Origin of the sequence: Methylomonas sp. AM2-LC, from assembly GCF_039904985.1 — a bacterium.
In the GTDB taxonomy this organism is placed as follows: Bacteria; Pseudomonadota; Gammaproteobacteria; order Methylococcales; family Methylomonadaceae; genus Methylomonas.
This window is the reverse complement of the sequence record NZ_CP157005.1, coordinates 1,667,678-1,690,832: the sequence shown is the minus strand read 5'-3', so window position 1 is coordinate 1,690,832 and position 23,155 is coordinate 1,667,678. Positions and strand designations below refer to the sequence as shown.

At 43.9% G+C, this 23,155-nt stretch carries 19 protein-coding genes and 1 CRISPR repeat array; of the genes, 2 read left to right on the top strand and 17 right to left on the bottom strand.

The window, feature by feature from the left end; genetic code table 11:
- Positions 1–71: 71 nt before the first annotated feature.
- The 8 genes from ABH008_RS07605 to ABH008_RS07570 all read right to left on the bottom strand — a co-directional run bounded on the left by ABH008_RS07605 (position 72) and on the right by ABH008_RS07570 (position 8,580).
- On the bottom strand, positions 72–521 hold the full coding sequence (locus tag ABH008_RS07605; protein ID WP_347989252.1) for a YaiI/YqxD family protein: 450 nt from the start codon (positions 519–521) through the stop codon (positions 72–74).
- Positions 518–1,204: a phosphatase PAP2 family protein gene (locus tag ABH008_RS07600; protein ID WP_347989251.1), complete on the bottom strand. Its 687-nt coding sequence runs from the start codon at positions 1,202–1,204 to the stop codon at positions 518–520. Before ABH008_RS07600 ends, ABH008_RS07605 begins: the two co-directional genes overlap by 4 nt.
- On the bottom strand, positions 1,201–2,724 hold the full coding sequence (locus tag ABH008_RS07595) for a glycosyltransferase family 39 protein (RefSeq protein WP_347989250.1): 1,524 nt from the start codon (positions 2,722–2,724) through the stop codon (positions 1,201–1,203). Before ABH008_RS07595 ends, ABH008_RS07600 begins: the two co-directional genes overlap by 4 nt.
- A gap of 4 nt (positions 2,725–2,728) precedes the next feature.
- Positions 2,729–4,483, bottom strand: coding sequence for a single-stranded-DNA-specific exonuclease RecJ (gene recJ, locus ABH008_RS07590; protein WP_347989249.1), 1,755 nt, complete (start codon positions 4,481–4,483; stop codon positions 2,729–2,731).
- A 71-nt stretch (positions 4,484–4,554) separates the two neighbouring features.
- Entirely contained in the window at positions 4,555–5,649 is a 1,095-nt protein-coding gene (gene thrC / locus ABH008_RS07585; protein ID WP_347989248.1) for a threonine synthase, read from the bottom strand.
- A gap of 3 nt (positions 5,650–5,652) precedes the next feature.
- Positions 5,653–6,963, bottom strand: a complete 1,311-nt coding sequence (locus ABH008_RS07580) for a homoserine dehydrogenase (RefSeq protein WP_347989247.1) — start codon at positions 6,961–6,963, stop codon at positions 5,653–5,655.
- A 34-nt stretch (positions 6,964–6,997) separates the two neighbouring features.
- Positions 6,998–8,182 carry an alanine transaminase gene (gene alaC / locus ABH008_RS07575; protein WP_347989246.1) on the bottom strand — a complete coding sequence of 395 codons (1,185 nt, stop codon included), beginning with the start codon at positions 8,180–8,182 and terminating at the stop codon, positions 6,998–7,000.
- 239 nt (positions 8,183–8,421) lie between these two features.
- Positions 8,422–8,580, bottom strand: coding sequence for a hypothetical protein (locus tag ABH008_RS07570; RefSeq protein WP_347989245.1), 159 nt, complete (start codon positions 8,578–8,580; stop codon positions 8,422–8,424).
- A 378-nt stretch (positions 8,581–8,958) separates the two neighbouring features.
- Here ABH008_RS07570 and ABH008_RS07565 point away from each other — a divergent pair, with 378 nt between their 5' ends.
- Positions 8,959–9,363, top strand: a complete 405-nt coding sequence (locus ABH008_RS07565) for a 6-carboxytetrahydropterin synthase (RefSeq protein WP_347989244.1) — start codon at positions 8,959–8,961, stop codon at positions 9,361–9,363.
- A 1-nt stretch (position 9,364) separates the two neighbouring features.
- Positions 9,365–9,814, top strand: coding sequence for a DUF1249 domain-containing protein (locus ABH008_RS07560; RefSeq protein ID WP_347989243.1), 450 nt, complete (start codon positions 9,365–9,367; stop codon positions 9,812–9,814).
- Between the two features lie 131 nt (positions 9,815–9,945).
- Here ABH008_RS07560 and ABH008_RS07555 read toward each other — a convergent pair whose 3' ends face one another.
- The 9 genes from ABH008_RS07555 to cas3 form a co-directional block, all read right to left on the bottom strand.
- Complete coding sequence (locus tag ABH008_RS07555) at positions 9,946–10,248, bottom strand: DUF3368 domain-containing protein (protein ID WP_347989242.1); 303 nt, start codon at positions 10,246–10,248, stop codon at positions 9,946–9,948.
- A 165-nt stretch (positions 10,249–10,413) separates the two neighbouring features.
- The gene (locus tag ABH008_RS07550; protein WP_347989241.1) at positions 10,414–10,668 is read right to left on the bottom strand and encodes a UPF0175 family protein; all 255 of its coding nucleotides are present in this window, start codon (positions 10,666–10,668) and stop codon (positions 10,414–10,416) included.
- 563 nt (positions 10,669–11,231) lie between these two features.
- A CRISPR array of direct repeats spans positions 11,232–14,868; the repeat unit is 32 nt; unit sequence GTTTCAATCCACGCGCCCACGCGGGGCGCGAC.
- Positions 14,869–15,042: 174 nt separating this feature from the next.
- The gene (gene cas2 / locus ABH008_RS07545; RefSeq protein WP_347989240.1) at positions 15,043–15,333 is read right to left on the bottom strand and encodes a CRISPR-associated endonuclease Cas2; all 291 of its coding nucleotides are present in this window, start codon (positions 15,331–15,333) and stop codon (positions 15,043–15,045) included.
- A gap of 14 nt (positions 15,334–15,347) precedes the next feature.
- The gene (gene cas1c, locus ABH008_RS07540) at positions 15,348–16,382 is read right to left on the bottom strand and encodes a type I-C CRISPR-associated endonuclease Cas1c (RefSeq protein ID WP_347989239.1); all 1,035 of its coding nucleotides are present in this window, start codon (positions 16,380–16,382) and stop codon (positions 15,348–15,350) included.
- A 2-nt stretch (positions 16,383–16,384) separates the two neighbouring features.
- Positions 16,385–17,020: a CRISPR-associated protein Cas4 gene (gene cas4, locus ABH008_RS07535; RefSeq protein WP_347989238.1), complete on the bottom strand. Its 636-nt coding sequence runs from the start codon at positions 17,018–17,020 to the stop codon at positions 16,385–16,387.
- A 118-nt stretch (positions 17,021–17,138) separates the two neighbouring features.
- Complete coding sequence (gene cas7c, locus ABH008_RS07530; RefSeq protein WP_347989237.1) at positions 17,139–17,987, bottom strand: type I-C CRISPR-associated protein Cas7/Csd2; 849 nt, start codon at positions 17,985–17,987, stop codon at positions 17,139–17,141.
- Positions 17,984–19,969 carry a type I-C CRISPR-associated protein Cas8c/Csd1 gene (gene cas8c, locus ABH008_RS07525; RefSeq protein ID WP_347989236.1) on the bottom strand — a complete coding sequence of 662 codons (1,986 nt, stop codon included), beginning with the start codon at positions 19,967–19,969 and terminating at the stop codon, positions 17,984–17,986. The genes cas7c and cas8c overlap by 4 nt, the downstream gene beginning before the upstream one ends.
- On the bottom strand, positions 19,966–20,673 hold the full coding sequence (gene cas5c, locus ABH008_RS07520) for a type I-C CRISPR-associated protein Cas5c (protein ID WP_347989235.1): 708 nt from the start codon (positions 20,671–20,673) through the stop codon (positions 19,966–19,968). The genes cas8c and cas5c overlap by 4 nt, the downstream gene beginning before the upstream one ends.
- 9 nt (positions 20,674–20,682) lie before the next feature.
- On the bottom strand, positions 20,683–23,076 hold the full coding sequence (gene cas3 / locus ABH008_RS07515) for a CRISPR-associated helicase Cas3' (RefSeq protein ID WP_347989234.1): 2,394 nt from the start codon (positions 23,074–23,076) through the stop codon (positions 20,683–20,685).
- Positions 23,077–23,155: the final 79 nt, after the last annotated feature.

Genomic DNA, 23,155 nt, shown 5'->3' with positions numbered 1-23,155 from the left:
TATATATCTTGCCGCCAACTCGTTAGAATCAATGGGCTCGGAATCAATTTTATATAAGATTTAGACCAAGCTTATAGTTTGGCTGCGGTTAAAAACCTATCCAGTGCATTGGCAAACTGTTGCACATCCTTGTTACTCATAGCAGCCGCTCCGCCACTCACCTGACCGGCATTGCGCATTTCTTCCATAAAATTGCGCATTGCCAATACTTCACCGATATTTTGTTTGGTATACGTCATACCTCTCGGATTAAGTGCATGGGCTTGTTGCTCGATAACTTTTGCTGCTAGTGGTATATCGCCAGTAATCACCAGATCACCCGCTGTTAAATGTTGCACGATATAATCATCCGCCACATCAAAACCGCCACTAACGCGTATCATTTGGATATATTTGCCTGGGGGTGTGGCAACAAATTGATTAGCTACCAACACCAGCAGCAGTTGTTTTTTTTGCGCTACCCGAAACAAGACAGTTTTAATCAAATTGGGACAGGCATCTGCATCTACCCAAATTTTCATTGGTTTTTATTGACTTTAGGTACGCGTGCGTACCAGCCATAATACAAGATAAAAGCAACCAAAAACACCAGATAGCCAGACCATAAAATATCCGACACAAAATGTCCTCCTGAGGTCATGCGCGTAAACCCCATTGTCCATGCCAAACCCAAGGTCAGTAAAAAATAGGCGATACGGTAATTTTGCGCCAGAAAATACAAGGCAAAAAACGCATAACCCACCGAACAATGTCCACACACAAAAGATTTATCCGGTGTATCGCCAATCTGTATAGGTGGAATGTATTGATATTCACCGCCAAATTGGGTGATATGCATGGGTCTGGGTCTGCCCCAGTGATCTTTAAAAATTAAATTTACGACTAAACCCGGCCCAATGGCGATTACCAGCACAATATACAAAGCTTGTCTACGAAAGCGCAGACTGGGTGCAAAAAAATAACTGATCAGAAATACGCTAAAAGCGGCGATACCCGCTGCCACGGTAAAGGGGAAAGCGTAATCAAACAAAATTTGCCATAACCACCAGTGTCGCTCTGGCCAAACATCAGCACTATTTTCCGGATGGTAAAAGTGAGCAGCTGCTTTTATATCCAGATCAGTAAACCAAAACAGCAGGGTTGTGGCTATCGCTAGTAACATCCAAACCAATAGTTCTAGCTGAGCGCGTTGTAGTAATTTCATTGTGATTCCTCGAAAACGGGATGCTGTTCAGGGCTGGGCCAGTGCTGCAAATTCTCCCCAACTGACAGGTAAAAAGGTGAGCTGACCTGCTTAGGATTCGCAACTTCGGCCACGAATCGATAATTTTGGAAAGCGCTTTTAATCTCGGCAGGTACTGGATGATCATTATCGCTGATAATTAACGCATTGCCGCCCAGAAAGGATTGTGGCCCCCGCCAGACTTCGTATTGGGATACCACTGCACCATCGGCTTCATAACGGAAAACCTTGGGGTGATCCGGCAAATAAAAGGCCATTTCACTGGCCAGATTACGATGCCCCAAAGCCAAAATAAAACTGTTATCGGTTAGCGGCATAAACTGCTGACGCTGAATCTGGATATTTACAGCCAATTCTTGCCAATGCCCAAAACGTCTCAGCGGATTAAATTTACTTTCTTGCAAGTGGAATATCGATAACAAAACAGGTAATAAATAGGTCACGGCAACCAATATCAAGCCAAAGCTTAAAGCAAATTCCTGTATTTTTTTCCAACGCCCGGTTTGCCAGATTCCCGCCAATAAAATTAAAGCGGTAAAATAAAACGGCATCGGCCAGTTACCTTGCACTTTTTGCTTAAAACTTAGTAATAAAACCCCTAACACCAGTAGCGGCCCGAACAAGAACAAAAACTGTGATTCGGCAGTCAGGCGTTTAAAATTTAGAAAATATTGCACACTCATTACGATAACCAGACCGAACAGCACAGGCGAAATCAACAATAATTGCTGGAATACATAGTTATAAATATTGTGCCAGTCAAATGCAAAGCCACTAGCTGTCGATGGTGTAAAGTGACTTTTAATATGTCCAAACATCACCCAATCATGCTGCTTATTCCACAGTAAAAGTGGCAAGGCTGCCAGTAACATGGGTAGTAAAAAACACAAAAACTCTTTTTTTAACCATTGATAGCGCTGTTTATCCAAAAAAATAAACACTAGCACTAATAAGGGCAAGGCAATGGCTACCTGTTTACTGAGTAACGCCATTGCGCCCGCACAACCTGCCCACCACCAGGCACGAGCATGGTGAGCAAAAATGCCCTGCTGTAAATAATACACACACATCATCCAGAAGCAGTATAGCGGCGGATCAATAGTCATAAAGATATTAGCCAACACATTATTAGGCGTAGCTAATAACAGTAATAGGGCAAAACCCGCGGCACGTGTACCATAAAAAGCTTTGGCCGTGGCATAAAAATAAGCAAGAAACACGGTGCTTAACAGTACGGCAGGCAGACGTAATACCGGAGTAAAATCCCCAAGCAACCAAGTAAAGCAGCCAATCAGCCATGCCACCATAGGCGGTTTACTGAAATAACACCAATCCGGCTGGCGTGACCAATCCCAATAATAACTTTCATCCCCAACTAAAACCAAACCACTGCTAAACAAAAAACCGATACGCAATACACATATCAACACCAAAAACAGCAGAATATGGGTATCCAACCAACGTAAAGTTTTATCCAGCATGTGTTTACTCTAATTTTTCCAGATAGTGAATTTGCAACTGCAAACTACGTTGACCGCGAAATTCATTTATATCCAGCTTATACACGGCATTCACTTTCCGGCAACCCAGCCAGTTTTCGGTGTGATCGGCAAAAAAAGCGATGGCATCCAGTAACAGACTACTAAAAGGCAAACGCAACACTAATTTAAGATGCTGGGCACCAACAATACGACACTGCACGACATCAAATATCCCATTAAATGCTGGCTCAGGAAAACCTTGCCCCCAAATGGCAGCCTGTTGCAGCATTTCCGCAAACTCCAGAGTCATATCGCTTTCTTGTAATTCGCCATCGGTATGGATTTGTTGTGCCAAATCCAAGCTTTCCAGCTTGCTGGCGACAGCTTCACCAAATAACAGTGCAAAATGTGGATAGTCAGATAATTTGATACTTAGTCCAGCCGCCATGGCATGACCGCCGAATTTACTCAAAATGTGCGGATGGGCAGCAGCAATATCACTCAGCACATCACGAATATGCACACCATTGATAGAACGTGCAGACCCCTTAATTTCTCCCGATTCTGCTGGCGCAAAAGCAATAACGGGGCGGTGCAAGCGGTCTTTGATACGAGCGGCCAATATACCAATTACACCTTGATGCCAGCTAGCATCGTACATACAAATCCCAGCCAAGCTGTGTTTCTCGTCGATACGCTGCATATCAGCCAACAACAGCATGGCTTCGTTTTTCATCTGCCCTTCAACTTCTTTTCTATCTTGATTCAGAGTATCCAGTTGTTGGGCAATATGCCGCGCAGTCGCAGGGTCATCCGTTAAAAGGCATTGAATACCCAAAGACATATCATCCATACGTCCGGCTGCATTTAGCCTGGGAGCCAAAGCAAATCCCAAATCGCTGGCATATAAACGCGATAAGGAACGCCCTGCAATCTCTGTCAACAATTTCAGGCCAATATGGCATTGCCCGGCACGAATGCGGAGCAATCCTTGATGTACCAAGATACGGTTAACCTGATCCAATGCCACGACATCGGCCACAGTACCCAAAGCCACAAAATCCAATAGCTGTGCAAGATTAGGTTCTAGCTGTTTATTTTTTTCAAACCAGTGCAGTTCTCGGAGTCGAATACGCAAGGCCATTAATACATAAAACATAACCCCAACCCCAGCTATATGGCGACTGGGAAATTTATCATCCACTAAATTTGGATTAACAATGGCATCAGCGGCAGGCAAATCGGCCCCAGGTAAATGATGATCGGTAATCAAGACTTGCATACCGGCTTGTTTAGCGGCTTGCACTCCCTCCAAACTGGAGATACCGTTATCTACGGTGAGAATAATATCGGCATTTTGCTGCTTAACCAGTTCCACAATTTCAGGCGTCAATCCATAACCATAGGTAAAGCGGTTGGGTACTACAAAATTCAGGTTTTGTGCGCCTAACATAGCCAAACCGCGCATAGCTACTGCACAACTGGTAGCACCATCGGCATCAAAGTCTGCCACTATAGTGATGGCTTTTTGGGTTTTGATAGCAATAACCAGATGTTCAACCATGGACTGCATACCCCCCAATAGCCAGGGAGACGGTAGGTTTTGTAAACTGCGTTCCAAATCCTCGGGGTTTTGTACGCCGCGACTGTTGAAAATACGCTGCAATACCGGACTCATTTCTAGCAGATGCGACTTGGCGGAAACGGGTCGCGGCACTATCTGTTTTTTAACGCCTTGCAAATACAGATTAACAGCCATAACTGGAATTACTGGATCTATCTCTCATAAAAAAGCCGGCATTAGCCGGCTAAAACTGCATAATTTTACGCTCACAAAGAGTCCAATATGGCTTTTTTCACTGCATCTAAACTGGCATCAATGGTCACCGGATGCGAATCTTTACATTGCGCAATAGCAATATCGGCATCTTTGATACCATTACCCGTCAGTGTGCAAACAATACGACTACCTTCTGGAATTTTGCCGGACGCCAGATCTTTTAACAAACCTGCTAACGAAGTAGCGGAAGCGGGTTCGCAGAAGATACCTTCATATTGCGACAGCATTTTTTGCGCATGCAAAATTTCTGTATCTGTACAAGCATCAAACCAACCTTTTGATTCTTTCTGTGCATTCCAGGCGAAATCCCAGGACTGCGGGCTACCAATCCGAATGGCGGTAGCAACAGTTTCTGGATTCTCTATCATTTTACCTTGAACAAACGGCGCTGCACCACTTGCTTGATAACCACACATAATAGGTAGTTTTTGCGTCACCGCTTTATGCGTCGCAGAATCGGTAGCATATTCTGTATAGCCTTTCCAATAAGCGGTAATATTACCTGCATTGCCTACTGGTAAACAGTGGTAATCTGGCGCATCGCCCAACTCATCGACAATTTCGAAAGCAGCGGTTTTTTGACCATCAATACGGAATGGGTTAATGGAATTAACAATAGTCACTGGCGCGTGGTCAGCCACTTGCTTAACCAGTTGCATACCGGCATCAAAATTACCATTAATTTGAATAATCTGAGCACCGTACATTAAGGTTTGTGCCAGTTTACCCAACGCAATTTTGCCATCAGGAATTAACACAAAGGCTTTTATGCCTGCACGTACTGCATAGGCAGCAGCAGAAGCAGAGGTGTTGCCCGTAGAAGCACAGATAATGGCTTGACTACCTGCTTCCACCGCTTTGGTAACCGCCATGGTCATACCGCGATCTTTAAAGGAACCGGTAGGATTTAAACCTTCAAACTTGACATAAATATCCACATCTTTACCGATCAGGCGCGGAATATTTTGTAATTGAATCAGTGGTGTCCGCCCTTCACAAAGGCTGATCAGACGGGTATTGGCCGCTACCGGCAAACGGTCTCGATAACGTTCAATTAATCCGGTATAACGTGTTTGTGTTGCCATGTTTTATCCTAAGGTTTCCAGGCGTATGCGATTAATTTTGCCAGTCACGGTGCTTAACGCCTCAATTTCAGTGATGGCGGCATTCATTTCTTTTTCCAGCGTGAGCTGCGTTAACATAATAATGGGTACAGAAGACTCACCGGGTAGCGGTTCTTTCTGAATTAAGGCTTCTATACTAATATGATGCGTTGCCAATATGCGGGTAACATCGGCCAATACCCCTGGTTTATCTTCCGCAGTTAGGCGCAAATAATAGGCTGTTTGAATAGCATCGGCAGGCAGCAGCGGAATATCGACTATTGCATCGGACTGAAAAGCCAGATGCGGTACGCGGTTTTCTGGGTCACTGGTCATGGCTCTAACCACATCGACCAGATCGGCAACCACAGCAGATGCGGTTGGCTCTGCACCCGCACCGGCACCATAATACAAAGTAGGCCCGACAGCATCACCACACACCAGAACCGCATTCATCACACCATCCACATTGGCAATTAGGCGGCGTTTTGGTATTAAGGTAGGGTGTACGCGTAATTCTATGCCCTGTGCTGTTTTGCGAGCAATACCCAGATGTTTGATGCGATAACCCAAAGCTTCTGCATATTCCACATCGGCACGGGTAATTTGGGTAATGCCTTCGGTGAATACTTTATCGAACTGCAAAGGGATACCAAAAGCAATGGAGGCCAGTATGGTCAGTTTGTGTCCCGCATCTATACCTTCGACATCAAAAGTAGGATCGGCCTCTGCATAGCCCAAAGCCTGCGCCTCAGCCAGTACATCGGCAAAATCGCGGCCTTTGTCGCGCATTTCGGTCAAAATAAAATTGCCAGTACCATTGATAATGCCAGCCAGCCATTTAATCTGATTACCGCTTAAACCCTCGCGGATGGCTTTGATAATGGGAATACCCCCTGCCACAGCCGCTTCAAACAATACCATCACCCCTTTTTTGCTGGCTTCGGCAAAGATTTCGTTACCGTGTAGGGCAATCAGGGCTTTATTGGCTGTAACAACATGCTTACCATTAGCGATTGCAGTCAATACCAACTGTTTGGCTGGATCATACCCACCCATCAATTCGACTACAACATCAATGTCTGGATCGTTGACAATCTCGAACGGATCGGTAGTTAGTATGATGCCCTGAGTATCACAAATACGTTGCCGTTGTAGATCACGTGCAGAGGCGCAACAAATGACAATTTCTCGTCCTGCCCTGCGCGCAATTTCCTCGGCATTTCTTTTTAGTACATTAACTGTACCACCGCCGACGGTCCCTAATCCCAAAATGCCTATTTTTACCGGTTTCAAACCCGACTCCTAGCAATAAACCCAAATTCAGGCATTATACTACGTTGTCTTTCTTCAGCATATTACGGATGCTGCGCAAGGCTTGCCGGGTTCTGTGTTCGTTTTCAATTAAACTGAAGCGTATATGATCATCACCCAGCTTTCCAAAACCGATACCCGGCGATACCGCTACCTTGGCATCAATAATCAATTTTTTGGCAAACTCAATAGAACCCATCTCTCGATAAGCTTCTGGAATAGGCGCCCAGACAAACATAGTGGCTTTGGGTTTTTCCACTGCCCAACCCATGGCATTTAAGCCATCACACAACACATCGCGGCGCACTCGATACATTTCGCAAATTTCTTTAACGCAATCTTGTGGGCCTTCCAGCGCAGTAATGGCCGCTACTTGAATGGGTGTAAAAGTACCGTAATCCATATAAGACTTAATGCGTGTCAGTGCAGAAACCAAGGTGGGATTACCGCACATAAAACCTACCCGCCAACCGGGCATATTATAGCTTTTGGATAAGGAGAAAAATTCAACAGCAATGTCTTTGGCACCCGGCACTTGCAGAATAGAGGGTGCTACATAACCATCAAAAACGATGTCCGCGTAGGCAATATCGTGCACAATCCAAATATTTTGTTCTTTACAAACTGCGACTACTTTTTCGAAAAAATCCAGTTCCACACATTGGCTGGTGGGATTGCCAGGAAAATTAAGAATCAGCATTTTGGGTTTGGGCCAGCATTCGGCGATGGCATTATTCAATTCCTGAAAGAAATCGGTACCCGGCGTCATGGGCACGTGGCGTAAATCTGCACCCGCAATCACCACCCCGTAAGGATGAATAGGATAGGCAGGATTTGGCACCAGCACCACATCGCCAGGACCCAGGGTTGCCAACGCCAAATGCGACAAGCCTTCTTTGGAACCTATAGTGACAATGGCTTCGGTATTAAAGTCCAGATCAACGTCAAAGCGATTTTTATACCAACTACAGATGGCTTTACGTAAACGTGGTATCCCCTTGGAAACAGAGTAACGATGAGTATCTCCACGCTCGGCAACCTCCACCATTTTTTGCACGATATGTGGCGGTGTCGGCTGATCGGGATTACCCATGCCAAAATCAATAATATCCTCACCATCCGCTCGGGCTTTGGCTTTTAACTCGTTAACAATATTGAAAACATAAGGAGGCAGACGACTGATACGGTGAAATTCTTCCATTAGGCTCTTGTGTCGGTTTTAAGTAATAAGTAGAACAGGTTAAAAACTTGGGCTAGCTGAGCAGTAGCGATAAGAAATTAGGCAGACCATTTTCATCTGACATACTTAGCACCTGCCCTAATGGACCAAGGCGGACTTTTAAACAACTTCTAACAAAAATGCGCTAAGGTACTGGTGTTACAGACCATTGTCAATTTCAAGCGCTGAGATTTTGGCAAATAATTGTCAAAAAAAGCAATTTATTGTTGCGCAACAGCCTTATCAGTTGCCGTTGCTTGGGCTTGAGACTGTTGATTAAGATAGGATCCACCCACTAAAAAAACCAATACCAGCAAATAAATAACAGCTGCAATAGTTTTTACTTTCTTGCTTGCATCAGTTGCTTTGTGTTCGGTCATGTCCTGATTCTCGTTCGGTAAATATAATGAGAATTGTAATGCATGTGATGACTGCTTGCATAACTTTGCAGCGACAATTAACCCAGCATTAATTACCCTGCTTAATTGATGGAATGCTTATTTTGTGAGCCAGCATCCACATTACAGCTTTACAGTCCAAAAGACCTATAATGTAAAATAATATACGTTATAATTTTTTATAAATACCCAGCGCAGGGTGGGTTAGCTAGGCTGTAGAGTTACCTCCTAACGCGGGTACATTCTATAAAAGTTTACCTTTACTCTGAATCGTTACCCAATTTTTAACTTACCCTGTACATAAAAAGTTACTTACCGCCTAACCTCTTAATTAAATCCAGCATCGAATCAAACGCATCCATGTTCATCATTACAAAAGAAGTCTATTTCTGTTACGGCCACCGGTTGATGAATCATCCCGGCAAATGCCGCAATCTGCATGGACACAGTGTTAAAGCCAGCATTTCCATCAAACAAGAAACGCTGAACGAGCAAGGTATGGTGTGCGATTTTGCCGATGTCAAAGAGTGCGTAGATGGTTTTATTAATAAAATACTGGACCATAACTTTCTGCTACACAAGGACGACCCCATCATCCCCGCACTGCTTGCCCAAAACGAACAGTTTTTAGCCATAGACGAACACCCAACAGCTGAAGTACTCAGCAAAATGATCTATCAGCATGTTAAGCAGCAAGGTTTTAATGTAGATCAGGTAGTACTTTGGGAAACTGCCAGCGCTTGCGCCTGTTACCGGGAAGATTAAAATGAGTCAGTTCCGGCCCATAAATACCTCTTTATGTCTGGAAAAAATCTGTGAATCCAATTATCAGAAGCTGTTTACCCTGATACCGAATTTACGCTCGTTCGACAAAATAGCCATCGGCCATACCCAGAACAAACCAGCCTTGTATCTGTATGTACTGGAACGCAACCCCTATACCCTGACTATTGAATTAAATCATTGCTTTAGCCATAACTTATCAGAGTTAATTGAGCCTGGAGTAAAAATACGCATTTATCTGGATGCACAACTGGCGGAAGTAATCCGCGATCACGAACATCCAGCCGTTGAACACGTCTATAAAACCCCCGCCTACCTGCGTGAAATCCGCGACTATAAATGGCGGCTAAATTATTTTCTGGATAAATGGCTGGATCACTGCTTAAAGATTAATTATCGGTTTGAAAATGAGCTGGTTGCAGAGGATGGTTAAAGCGTATTATTAATTTATTCTGCTGCGGAAAGTGATTTGTGTTTGATCAAATGATGGAATTTGCATGCAAGATTGCTGGAATCCATCTTTAACGATATGCACTACACCATCACGTACAATACTATTTGAATTCATCCTTCTTCTACTGATTTTGCAAGTTTCCGTATCAAAGACTCTTGATAGTATATTCCTTGAGCTTGCATGGCTTTGACATTATCCAAAAATGATATAATCAAACCTTGCTGTTTTGCTTTAAGCAGAATACCTAGTGTACCCGTTACATTTAATCCCAAATATTCAGCCATATTTCGACCGATTTTTTCATCAATGATTACCCAATCCGCTTGATATTGACAAGCCATATCCAATGTATGCTTTTCGCCTTTATCCAGCTCCAATAAAATACTTGTATGCTTAATTGGACTTGATTTCACGGGTTTTATCCAGTCTAAATCATGAAGTTTCGGTACAAAAATGGGACCACAGTACACTCATCAATAACTTCTGTGACCAGATAAATTTCACGAATAATCTTGGCAATAAATGCAAGCAGTTAATACTGCTCAACGCTATGACCGGGGTTGTATTCGAAAATACAATCATAGTAATGCGGTTTCACGCGCGAAGTCATCCGAGGTATCTTCTAGTAACGTGGCGCCCGCAGAAAAAGCAATATGTAAAAAAGCCACGCGACCAATACCTAACCATGCTGCTGCCGAACCAGAGGAAAGCTTGCCTTCTTTAAACAAATTGATAGCCGCTTGTTTTTTTATATAATCGGCAAAGCATTCTGCATCTAAATGTAGCCCAAGTAGTATTTCTGGCGGACAATCGATAATGACTGTTTGTTGCATATATTGGCCCCGGCAAAACAATGATTAACTTAATAATAGCTAAAGTTATTCTAGCATTTTAATGAGACCAAGGCTTCCAAACACCACAAGATGAAAGAACTTAAACATGTGCGTATAAAATGACTAAAGGAAATGTTGAGATGAATGATGTACCGTTTGAATTGATCCACAGCAGTAGTTATAGCTTTGCTGACTTCAACCATCCCAACGCAGTAGTGAACAATTGAAAACGCTACTGTCCGCAGAGATTATTGGCGTATTAGAGAACCGAGCATATACAGCACGAAAAGTTGAAGACATAACAGGTAATGCCGCAGCTGATTTTTCTCGAAATGCAAGAAAAACTAGATCGATATACCATTGATAGGCTAATAACGATTCTTAGTCACATTGATCAAGAATATATGCAGGTTACAGTTCACTGACATCCGGAAGGAACAGTTATTCCGTACCATTTATAGTCGCTAATTTTCCCCATTTTATCAAAATATAGAAATTAGCATGAGCTTAAAGACACCCATTAAAAAGATATTAGATTTTGATTACACCTGATCAAAAACTCTGGTTTCAAGCCACACCCCACGCGGGGCGCGACCTTTCCCATCGTTTGCTACAACCAGTGCGGGTGTTTCAATCCACGCGCCCACGCGGGGCGCGACCTCTGCCGACTCTTAATAGCACTTTTATCGTTGTTTCAATCCACGCGCCCACGCGGGGCGCGACTTTATACGTTAATAATACTGTTGGCAACAGTTGTTTCAATCCACGCGCCCACGCGGGGCGCGACTTATACGTTAATAATACTGTTGGCAACAGTTTGTTTCAATCCACGCGCCCACGCGGGGCGCGACGAGCGGGAGCAGCAAGAGCGCCCGAGGGCGACGTTTCAATCCACGCGCCCACGCGGGGCGCGACATGATAGACCGCCGATACCGGCGGAGAGAACAGTTTCAATCCACGCGCCCACGCGGGGCGCGACAGTCTTGATTACACTGATTTTCAACTTTTTATGTTTCAATCCACGCGCCCACGCGGGGCGCGACGGTAACGACCCGCATCAGTTGCTCGCTTTTTTAGTTTCAATCCACGCGCCCACGCGGGGCGCGACGCATACCAACGCAGTATCGAGGCTCCGTCGCTCGTTTCAATCCACGCGCCCACGCGGGGCGCGACGATATCGTCGGTGCTGTTGGCGGCGACTTGCTGTTTCAATCCACGCGCCCACGCGGGGCGCGACTTTTGGGGCGCAGAAAATTTACCCACTAACAGGTTTCAATCCACGCGCCCACGCGGGGCGCGACGTAAAAGGACATTTTGCTGCACAGATCGGTAAGTTTCAATCCACGCGCCCACGCGGGGCGCGACGCTCATGGTAAATACATTCGCTAAAGGCCTTGGTTTCAATCCACGCGCCCACGCGGGGCGCGACCTGATTTTACATGCATGGCGATCAGTATTGCATGTTTCAATCCACGCGCCCACGCGGGGCGCGACTGTAAAAAATGCGCTGAAAAACATTTTGACGCTGTTTCAATCCACGCGCCCACGCGGGGCGCGACTGGGCGTGTGAGTTTTTAGAGCGCCTAGGTGATGTTTCAATCCACGCGCCCACGCGGGGCGCGACAATTCATAACTTTCCGACTCGGCGGGTTCCGAGTTTCAATCCACGCGCCCACGCGGGGCGCGACTTTTCGCCAGTTTGCTTGTCTTTCCATCGCTCTGTTTCAATCCACGCGCCCACGCGGGGCGCGACATTAAGAAATGCGCATTTAATCGAACTGACTGTGTTTCAATCCACGCGCCCACGCGGGGCGCGACCTTTCTCAAAATCAAATTCATCGGACGAATCAGTTTCAATCCACGCGCCCACGCGGGGCGCGACACGTTTACGCGTTGCGTCTTACTATGCAACTTACGTTTCAATCCACGCGCCCACGCGGGGCGCGACTTACGTCTCCCGATTCGCGTTTACAACGTACTGTTTCAATCCACGCGCCCACGCGGGGCGCGACATGTTTTTTGTATTCCTGGCAATAATCACACACGTTTCAATCCACGCGCCCACGCGGGGCGCGACGAGACAAGATGTGTCTGTTTGCGCGAAGTACAGTTTCAATCCACGCGCCCACGCGGGGCGCGACAAAGGCAACAGGATTAGAGTCTCAGTCGCTAAGTTTCAATCCACGCGCCCACGCGGGGCGCGACCTAAAAGGTCAGATTAAAAAGACAGTGGTGTATGTTTCAATCCACGCGCCCACGCGGGGCGCGACGGCTGTTGGCGGAGTAACAGCGCGTCACATAGGTTTCAATCCACGCGCCCACGCGGGGCGCGACTCTGATGATTTCGACCAAGATATCCCATTTTAGTTTCAATCCACGCGCCCACGCGGGGCGCGACAATCAGCATGCTTTCCGCTTATTAATATCCAGCGTTTCAATCCACGCGCCCACGCGGGGCGCGACGCTAAAAATATGCCGTATCAGTCTGTGTATTGGGTTTCAATCCACGCGCCCACGCGGGGCGCGACCACGTTAAGCATAAAAGCTGCAGCAACCTGTGGTTTCAATCCACGCGCCCACGCGGGGCGCGACATCATACTGATTTTGATCTTGATGCATTAATTGTTTCAATCCACGCGCCCACGCGGGGCGCGACGTGATGGTTTGGCGTAATTGGCTGGAATATACGTTTCAATCCACGCGCCCACGCGGGGCGCGACGCGTAAACCCTGAAATTATACGTTCAGGAAAAGTTTCAATCCACGCGCCCACGCGGGGCGCGACTTTCACATGAGTGCCGTGTTGTTCATCCTGGAGTTTCAATCCACGCGCCCACGCGGGGCGCGACTCGAAGAAATTTGCTTGCTCGGCATACGTCATTGTTTCAATCCACGCGCCCACGCGGGGCGCGACCTGATGTCATTAATAAGATGTTCGTATCGTCTAGTTTCAATCCACGCGCCCACGCGGGGCGCGACATGATTTAATCTGGATGGTTAGATCGTTAGGCGGTTTCAATCCACGCGCCCACGCGGGGCGCGACGCGTTTGCCCATTTGGGTGAGCAGGCGATCCTGTTTCAATCCACGCGCCCACGCGGGGCGCGACCATAGGCGTGTCTTTCAGCCACATTAATAGCAGTTTCAATCCACGCGCCCACGCGGGGCGCGACTCCAGTCCCAAGGGCATTTATCCCAGAGACGGGTTTCAATCCACGCGCCCACGCGGGGCGCGACGCGGTCAGTTGTCCACGGGAACGCGTACATCACGTTTCAATCCACGCGCCCACGCGGGGCGCGACGTCGTCATTTTCCTTGGGGTGTACCAGGGATGGTGTTTCAATCCACGCGCCCACGCGGGGCGCGACGACTTGGTTTAGCATAATTAGCTGGGATATATGTTTCAATCCACGCGCCCACGCGGGGCGCGACCTTTTACAATCGCGGATATTGCAAAACTGCTAGTTTCAATCCACGCGCCCACGCGGGGCGCGACTTGGTTTAAATGCGGTATTGGCAAAGGGTCGATGTTTCAATCCACGCGCCCACGCGGGGCGCGACATTAAATTGTGTTGACAAATAGATTAATCCGTGTTTCAATCCACGCGCCCACGCGGGGCGCGACTCCCAGATACAATATCGCGCCTGACTTGCTCAGTTTCAATCCACGCGCCCACGCGGGGCGCGACTGGCCAAAAAGGTTTCAGAAGAGATTTGGGCTGTTTCAATCCACGCGCCCACGCGGGGCGCGACATTGTTCAAATAAATGATAAAATAAAATTATTTGTTTCAATCCACGCGCCCACGCGGGGCGCGACCAGCACCACCTAAAACATTTTGCATAGGTGCAGTTTCAATCCACGCGCCCACGCGGGGCGCGACATGTATCATTAACTGATCAATCGTTTAAGGATGTTTCAATCCACGCGCCCACGCGGGGCGCGACACGCCTACTATGTTGCCTTCGAAAACCGCAGCGTTTCAATCCACGCGCCCACGCGGGGCGCGACTTACAGGCGATAGGGGTGCATCGGCCCAAGGTGTTTCAATCCACGCGCCCACGCGGGGCGCGACCCAGTGACTAAGTGTAGGTTCCTGAACTTCGGGTTTCAATCCACGCGCCCACGCGGGGCGCGACATGGCATGCGTTTGGTTAAAATGACCGTTAAAGTTTCAATCCACGCGCCCACGCGGGGCGCGACAGCATATGCTTAAATCATTGATTATATTAATCGAAATACCAATAAAATGCGAATCAATAAAAACATCTACTTAGAGTATTATAAATAATTTATCAAAAAAATATAAATTGTTTTAATTCAATATCTTATAGCTAACGCGAATTTCTTCTATTTTATGTTAACTTGTGTTTCGCATTACAATAGTAACAAACCGTTTAAATCCAATACTGTTTTAGCCCCTATATGCTCAACTTTTCGTTTCCAATTACTTCCTAAGTAATAAAACCTTAAGCTATCAAATTCATCATCCATTGTGGAAATTAAATCATTTTTTAGTTTTGTCCATTGTGCTATGTCAACTTCAATTTCAAATACTGAGTATTGCACTCTCTGTCCATAAACTAGACATAATTTGGCTATTCTTCGCAAACGTTTCGGTCCGTTTTCGCTTTTAAAGCTGACATCATAAGTCACTAAAACCATCATGTTTAATACCTAAATTATTTCCATAGAAACGGTACATAGCTATCACAATCACCCCGTAAAAAACGCGCTAGAATTTGAGATTGTAGCCAAGGGAGTATTCCAATTGGTACTGTTTCTTCAAACCAAGGATGTAATATAGTATCTTGCTTACGATCTTGCCAAGCGGCTAACAGTGTTTTACGGGGTTCATCTTTTAGCGTTAGCGAACCATTTGGCCATGTTTCAAAATCTTTAACAACCAACTGACGCTTGTTAATCAAAGTCAATACAAATCGATCAATCAATGGCCTAAACTCTTCTGCAATATCTAACGCTAACGAGGGTCTTCCACTTCGCAATTGATGTAAAAAACCGCTGGCAGGATCAAGTCCTGTAGTTTCGAGTGCAGAGCGGCAATCATGAATAAGTAAAGTGTAACAAAATGATAGCAACGCATTTACTGGATCTGAAGGTGGTCTACGTCTTCGAATATCGAACTCGAAATCTTTTTGTCGGATTAAATGATTAAATACTCCAAAATACACTTGTGCAGCCTCTCCTTCCCGCCCCATTAAGGTATCTATAGTTGTACAGTCTGTAATTTGTGTTAAACACCGCGACAACCGTTTTTCAGCAGTTTGCAAATCGAAAAGTACCTTCTTATCAGTAATAGTTTCGCCATGATCACGTAAGTATCTTCTTATTACATAGCGTTGGTTATACAACTTACCTGTTAACATAACTTGGGCGATATTGACGCTACTTTCCGAACTATTCCCAGCTAAATGCTGTGTCCGGCGTAACAATACATTCCCACTGACTGGACCTTCTACCCGTGCCAAAAATTTGCCGAACATATTTAAAAAAGTAATTGTTACGCCATTTTCCGCACAATGCGCCATAAGATATGGAGAAACAGACACCTGCCCAAAACAAACTAAACCTTGTAATTTATGAATGGGTATTCGTGCTATGGTTTCTTTATCCACTTTTAAAACGAGGTTTTCGTTATCTTTATGTAGCCATGAGTTTTGCGTTTGAACATAAATAACATTTCGTAATGGGCGCATGTTTAATCCTTTTTTAATTGTGCTGCCAACCAACTAGAAGCAGACTTCCTAAAACGTTCTGGATGGCACTGGTCGATTAACGAACATCCATTGCATTTTTTTGCTTCGTAAAATGCTTTTGGCGTAACTTTTGATTGCACAATAGCTCTACATGCCAAAATTATTTCTATCGTCAAGTTACGCAATTCAGCATCAAAATGCACGGGGTGTCTCCTTCGTACCTCACCATAGAAAAGTGCACCATCAGTCACATCAACTCCATGCATTTCTTCCAGACAAAGTGCCTGAGCACAAAGCTGCACTTCATCAGCGCGATGCGTTTTAGGCTTACCGCGTTTGTATTCAATTGGATACGGTATTTCTATACCTGCTTCTTGACGATGATATTCCACTACATCGGCAACACCTTCAATACCAAATTCTATATTGGATAAACGCAATGCCCATACGGTACGCACGTCACCCCGCTTTTGTTGATCCGCTAGATTTACTCGCTGATGCAATACCTGTCCTTCTGCGGTAAATTGGTTTTCGATCCAAACGTCTTCCAACTCAATTAATGCAAATTGGCGAGAGCAATATAGATAATGTTGCAAACGTGACAAGTAAATCGGTTCCAAGTTTTGCATCGTTTTCATTACCGGATTCGTGCAATAGAGCTTGACAAATCTAGGGCCTTAGTGATCATGTTGTAGCCCTAGATTTCATCTTTTTAATTTATGTCAACATCACATCTATGATGCTAATACTAGTGTGTTAAAACCCATCAATTATCTCTGGAGACAAATCTTTTAGTTCAGCGATATTGTAACTACCGTCAGCATGTACTACTAATGATGCGTGTACCTTAGCAGAAGAATATTGCCCAGCTTTAGAATTATGTTTCCACCATATGACTTTAAGAACAGCCATTGATCCTTCTGGTCTTGCTGAAGAGGCGTCACCTTCAAATAATTTCGGCAAAACAGTTTTGATTAATTCGGCATCGTTATCACTGAAACCTGTCTTATCAGCCAGTTGAGGTGTGATAGCACCATGAGTAACATAAATCGCGTTATCCACTCGATGTTTCATACCCATGGTATCAGAACCTTTTTTTGTACCATCACCCTCGCTGTTTACGCTTTTGGTAATCTGGGTGCTAGTAATGCTGACAGGCTCAATACTAAACGCCGATTGAATGGTTACAGGGCCTCTAATGGCAATAGAAACGCCAGCAGCATCAGCCTCTTTACCAAATGCGAATACTTGACCAAAAGCTCGGACATCCAACCATTGATCACATACTTTTTTAGAGGTTTGTTCCTTGGTGTTTTTCTTTGGATTAAACGCATCTTTTCCAAGTCCTATCGGCGCATCCGCTTCTGCTCTTGCTTTAAGACTGATCATTCCATCCGTTTTTTTCTCGTCAGATTGTACAAAAATGGGATAACCCGCTGTTTGTAATCGATCACGAATTTTACGTTTTAAACAAACATCGGTAATTTCTCCAAAACCGTCATAATCAGTACGGGGACGATTGCCATTGAGTGGATCACCATTAGGGTTAGCATTGTTAACGCTGAAGATAATCGCAAAATCTATTTTGTGGCTTAATACACTCATTCGGTATCTCCTTGTAATGGTGTTTGGTCTGTGGATTCGGTTTCGGTTTTACTTCTTAGTTTTTGACGCTGACAGTGATAACCTAATAAAAACTCGCCTGATAACATTTCTTTACGACTAAAGTCATCGTGTTTAAACAGCGTTAGAATGGCATCCATTTCTTTCAATTGATTGGTTAAAAATCCAGCTCTTGATACACGCAAACGCTGCATATAGGGTTGTAACGCTAATTCAATCGTCCGCCAAGTTTCAAAAGGCCGATCAGCAAAACGTTGCATTAATCGTGCAGCAGTCGTAGAACGATTTTCACCACCTAAACTCAATGCTACCTCCTCTATGCGTTCTGCGATTGCTAACAACCGCCCATAGAGGTAATCACGAGATTGGTAAGTTTCTTCTATTGCCATAGCGTATTCTCTCCGTTCAGTTACATTAGGGTGTCGCATGTGATAGCCTTTATAAAGTGCACAGGCTATACCTAAATTTTTTTCCCATAACCACTGGGCATCACTCGCATAGCCAACTCGATTGGTTGCTTTACGAACACAACTATTCACCAGATCCAAAGGAAATGGCTGACTATCAATAATGCAAGGTATCAGTCGTTCAATGACTTTTTTCTTTAAATTGTCAGTGACATTTTCACCATAAGCTGCTTTGGCAATGGCTGCAGGTACAGGCGAACTAATCGGCCAAATGACGTTGGTTTTATGCTTTTTGCCTGCAACATTGACTATTTCTTTTGTATGGCGCTGTGGCCAAGAAAATTGGTAATGCCAGTCTTCTAGCCGCCTAATAAAGTCATGACTAAATAACTCGCGGTAATAGATGACACCCATCCGCCCCGGTGTTGCCGAATCAATACCCATGATAATAATTTGCTCATTCGGTTTTAATTTAGCTGCATAACCAGCCATATAGTTTTTAAGCTTTAGTGCAAACGACTGTCCTAAATTAATTGCGTGATCTAGACCTGCTTCAGGCAAGTCGCTACTATTTTCGTCTTCATCAAGCTCAGGGCTTTCAAGAAATGCCCATGTATCGACTAAGGGATCAGGTATCGGCTTACCGGAAACAGCCCAAGACACGAAGGCTTGATCGCCATTTCTAAATCCCTGTCGGGTAATTAGCCAACGTAAAGCATTATGGGCTTTTTGAGAAACGTCAAAACCGATTACACAGGCTTGCATATCATCAAAAAATCTACCGCGATAAGTATATCCACTAGCATCATTGGATGATATTAGTTTAGCTTTGTCTCCAGAATGGCGTATTTTAGCTGGATGATTGGTTGAGATCGATTGTTCATATCCAGTGATAAAACATATTTCCATTTTATTCGCATCTAATGTATCGTAGGAAATCCAGCTCAATTGGATTGAAATATCTTTCCAAGTATCTGCATTAGGGTCTGAATATTTTTCTACCGACCAACATACCAAAGCAGAACCTTGATCTAAAAAGCCTTTTTCTTTTGGCAACACCTTAAATAAGGCAGGTATATCGCCATTATCACCATCCCATTTTGTTAAAAGAATATTATCGGCGTCCACAATGACAATATTATTAGCAATTAAATCTCGAATAACATTACCTTGGCTGATATATTTAAATATAGCTTTCACTTTTTGATGTGCGTACTCCGATGAACACCACCCCTGTAACTGCTTTTTATATCCATCAAAATACGCCTTTTTCTTGCCACCAAACTCTTCATAATCCTTGGCAACATATTGCAATTTGTCAGCTAAGGGATGTGGTGCTTCACCACTGCTTCTACTGGCAGAACTCTCAGTTGCAGGCAAAATAATCTGCGATTTTTCTAGAACACATGCCCGTTTAAAATTACCATCTATATCAATAACTATATTGATATGCGCATTCTGAAGCGTATGACTGGTTGGCATTGGCAATTGCTCTTGAGGTAAATCAAGTAAAACACCTGCTTCATAGGTTTGATAAAGCTTCTCCATCCAGCTCATATTGACGCCTCTTCATCAGCAACTGCCAATAAGTTCTCTCCAATCCCAAATTGTTTAGCCGTCATAGGACGAACTAAACGATTGACTGTACAGATTTCAGGACGTGGAAACTCTAAAATACCTTTTCTGAGTTTAGCCTGCCAAAAATGACTATGTAATTCGTCTTTGCCTGTTTCGTCAGGATAGGCAAAACTATGAAACATCAATCCAAAAGCCAATTCATCAAGATTATCGTAAGCCCCCTGTCCTGAACCAAACTCGCAAGGTTCTACATATCCTTGACAATCACGCGTTCCTAAAAAAATATCTTGTCTACCACCTTTTTCTAAGGTGCGATTAAAGATACTGAAATGTTTGCCATCAATTCTGTCGGATACTAATTCTGGACGATGTTGATTCCATTCAAAATGAGCTTGAACCTGATATTCTACATCCCGTAAAAAAGTATAAATTGCCAAACTATTACCACCATTCCATACTAACGGCTTAGTACCTTTGGTTTGGGTACGAAGTGGTTTTATAACTCTAACTTTATCGACATACCAAATCAGTGTAGGCTTCCAGTAAATAGATTTGAGTACACCTTTAATTGCTTCATAAGTTGGCAACTGATACGAACATTTTTCACCTCCCACTTTTGTAATAGGATCGGTAAATAATGCATACTTGCCCCATAATCGAAAACTGATACTATTTTTTATCATGATTTTCCTTTATAAAATGATTACTTCTGCTTTACCAACTGCCTCAGTGGACAATCCAAATGCTTTGCTATAATAGTTTTTTTCAAGATAATAAACATCCGCACCTTGATGAATTTCGAATACAGCATTTTGTTCCAACAACTTTTTCCATACATTTGGAAACACGTTAACGCTAAACTTTTGCGCTTGTTTTAAACAAGCATAATAACTGGCAGCATCAAATTCTCTAGCAATTCCACAGAGTTCGACAATTAGCTTTTCACCTTGTTGGTAAGGAACAATCACAGCTTGAGTCGGTGCATCTATAGCTTTAAAGACATTGCCTGCCGTCATAAAAGATTGTTTTAAATACAAAGAAGCAGAGTTCCCAATATTAAGATTATTTTCACTGAGCAAGTTGAGCAACGTGTCTGTACTACCTATCTGTTTTTCATTCAAGGGATAGCACATTTCGTTACTCCTATCATAGAAGTAATAGCTAAAATACAACGCCATATTTTCAGGATCTAACAATGCTTTATCTTTGACTTCGCTGAAAACGCGTGTGCTTTTTTCTTTTCCGATTTTAATATCTACGAGTTGGTTAATAGTTTCCAGTGCAGGGTTAACCACATGAACAGTAGCGGTAGCTAAGCGACCATTTCTATTGCAGCGACCAGCGGCTTGAGCGATAGAATCCAATCCGGCTAAAAAACGTATCACACTAGAAAAATCAATATCGACGCCCGCCTCAATCAATTGTGTACTGAAACATAACACTGGTTGACCATTAACCAATCTTATCCGCATGCGTTGAAACAATTCGCTTCTATGGGCGGAACATTGATTAGTGCTTAAATGAAACAAAGCATCTTGTTCGACAGCTTCTGAACACCTTACATACAATGCTTGAGCCCAAGCTTTAGTATTCACCACCACTAAGCAATTACCTTTGCTATTTAGTTCGCTAATTGCTAGTTCGGCAATTTCTTCTTCCGACCAACCTTCAGATTTGATTTTATTGCTAATTTCAACACGCTTTAACTGATCAAATAATAGTCCGACATCATCAATAAGATGGTTTTCTTTGGGAATAACCAATTGCCCTTTATCCGGTGACTTTAATTGATCAAGTAATGGCTGGGTAGCTGTACACAAAACCGCCGTGGTTTTAGTATGAGTCGTTAAAAAATTAAGAGCATTACAAAACAAATGAGTGCAGTTAATCGGCAAGGTCTGTATCTCATCAAAAATGATGACGCTATTCGCAAGCTGATGTAAACGACGCACACCTCTTGTACCACCGCTAAACAATGTTTCTAAAAACTGTACCATTGTGGTCAAAATTATTGGTGCATCCCAATTTTCAGCTGCTAATTTACTATGCCAAGTTTGGTTTTCTGGCTCTAAATTAGAATGATGTTCAAGTACCCAAGGACAATCTCCCTCTTGCTCAATAACTTTCCGTATAGCTTCTGCATTTTGTTCAATGATCGAGGTGTAAGGAATTATATAAATAATCCGCTCTAATTGATGGGCCTTTGCATGATGCAAAGCGTAACGGAGACTAGCATAGGTTTTACCTCCTCCCGTAGGTACCGTCAGAGTGTAAATACCTTGATTATCTTTAGCTCTATTTTTGCAAGTATCAGAGATTCTCCGCCGCATTGCATTAATTTGCGTATCATTATTATTTATTGTCTGCTGTTCGGCTAAAAAACACTCGATCCGCTGAATAGCAATATCCCAAGATACATCTTTATTTCGAAAACTAGCATTGTTTAAATTTTCGAAATCAGCACTATTGATACGATCTGCATCAATCAGGCAACTGAACAAAAAACGCGTCAAAAATCCTATATAAAAGCATTTAACAGTTTCGTGCGTCTCATTGTTAGTGATCAGTCTAAGCTGTTTCAGCATAGCTAATAACAAAGGTTTATCAGCCAATTGCCTAGCTTGTTCCAGAATAGAGGTATCAGCATTTTGTTTACATTCAGCTAGATGCGTTCGGTCATCGTTTTTATTGATACGCACATTAAAACTATTCACACCATCTGGCGTCAGACAGTCAATTAATCCACTGTGATGAGAGGCAATACAAATAGCTAGTATTTGTCCGCATAATCTACCTTCGCCATTTTTGCCAAATTTGCTCAGTTCTTCCCATACCCACTGAGCACCCGCAGTCGAGTGATCTATTTTACCTTTTAGGGCAACTGCATTAACGTAATCCGAGTCAATATCGGGATTAAGTAATCCGGTACCCGATTGAATGTAGTTTTGGAAAACCGAGCTATATTTACCCAAATCATGCAATAAACCAATCAATTCACCTGCTTCAGGTATATTGATTTTTTGGGCCAGTTTTTTGGTAATTTCAGCCACTTCTTGCAAATGCGTAGCAACTGTTTGTTGTTTCATATCCGATGTACGAACATGAGCTATGTAATGCTGGCTTTTTATCATTGGTTGTATTCTAGAAAAATCCGAAAAGGTTCCC

What these genes read in the sequence shown, in the direction of transcription:
- ABH008_RS07605 (WP_347989252.1), bottom strand. Translation starts at nt 521, where the DNA reads ATGAAAATTTGGGTAGATGCAGATGCCTGTCCCAATTTGATTAAAACT.
- ABH008_RS07600 (WP_347989251.1), bottom strand. Translation starts at nt 1,204, where the DNA reads ATGAAATTACTACAACGCGCTCAGCTAGAACTATTGGTTTGGATGTTA.
- ABH008_RS07595 (WP_347989250.1), bottom strand. Translation starts at nt 2,724, where the DNA reads ATGCTGGATAAAACTTTACGTTGGTTGGATACCCATATTCTGCTGTTT.
- recJ (WP_347989249.1), bottom strand. Translation starts at nt 4,483, where the DNA reads ATGGCTGTTAATCTGTATTTGCAAGGCGTTAAAAAACAGATAGTGCCG.
- thrC (WP_347989248.1), bottom strand. Translation starts at nt 5,649, where the DNA reads ATGGCAACACAAACACGTTATACCGGATTAATTGAACGTTATCGAGAC.
- alaC (WP_347989246.1), bottom strand. Translation starts at nt 8,182, where the DNA reads ATGGAAGAATTTCACCGTATCAGTCGTCTGCCTCCTTATGTTTTCAAT.
- ABH008_RS07570 (WP_347989245.1), bottom strand. Translation starts at nt 8,580, where the DNA reads ATGACCGAACACAAAGCAACTGATGCAAGCAAGAAAGTAAAAACTATT.
- ABH008_RS07565 (WP_347989244.1), top strand. Translation starts at nt 8,959, where the DNA reads ATGTTCATCATTACAAAAGAAGTCTATTTCTGTTACGGCCACCGGTTG.
- ABH008_RS07560 (WP_347989243.1), top strand. Translation starts at nt 9,365, where the DNA reads ATGAGTCAGTTCCGGCCCATAAATACCTCTTTATGTCTGGAAAAAATC.
- ABH008_RS07550 (WP_347989241.1), bottom strand. Translation starts at nt 10,668, where the DNA reads ATGCAACAAACAGTCATTATCGATTGTCCGCCAGAAATACTACTTGGG.
- cas2 (WP_347989240.1), bottom strand. Translation starts at nt 15,333, where the DNA reads ATGATGGTTTTAGTGACTTATGATGTCAGCTTTAAAAGCGAAAACGGA.
- cas1c (WP_347989239.1), bottom strand. Translation starts at nt 16,382, where the DNA reads ATGCGCCCATTACGAAATGTTATTTATGTTCAAACGCAAAACTCATGG.
- cas4 (WP_347989238.1), bottom strand. Translation starts at nt 17,020, where the DNA reads ATGAAAACGATGCAAAACTTGGAACCGATTTACTTGTCACGTTTGCAA.
- cas7c (WP_347989237.1), bottom strand. Translation starts at nt 17,987, where the DNA reads ATGAGTGTATTAAGCCACAAAATAGATTTTGCGATTATCTTCAGCGTT.
- cas8c (WP_347989236.1), bottom strand. Translation starts at nt 19,969, where the DNA reads ATGAGCTGGATGGAGAAGCTTTATCAAACCTATGAAGCAGGTGTTTTA.
- cas5c (WP_347989235.1), bottom strand. Translation starts at nt 20,673, where the DNA reads ATGATAAAAAATAGTATCAGTTTTCGATTATGGGGCAAGTATGCATTA.
- cas3 (WP_347989234.1), bottom strand. Translation starts at nt 23,076, where the DNA reads ATGAAACAACAAACAGTTGCTACGCATTTGCAAGAAGTGGCTGAAATT.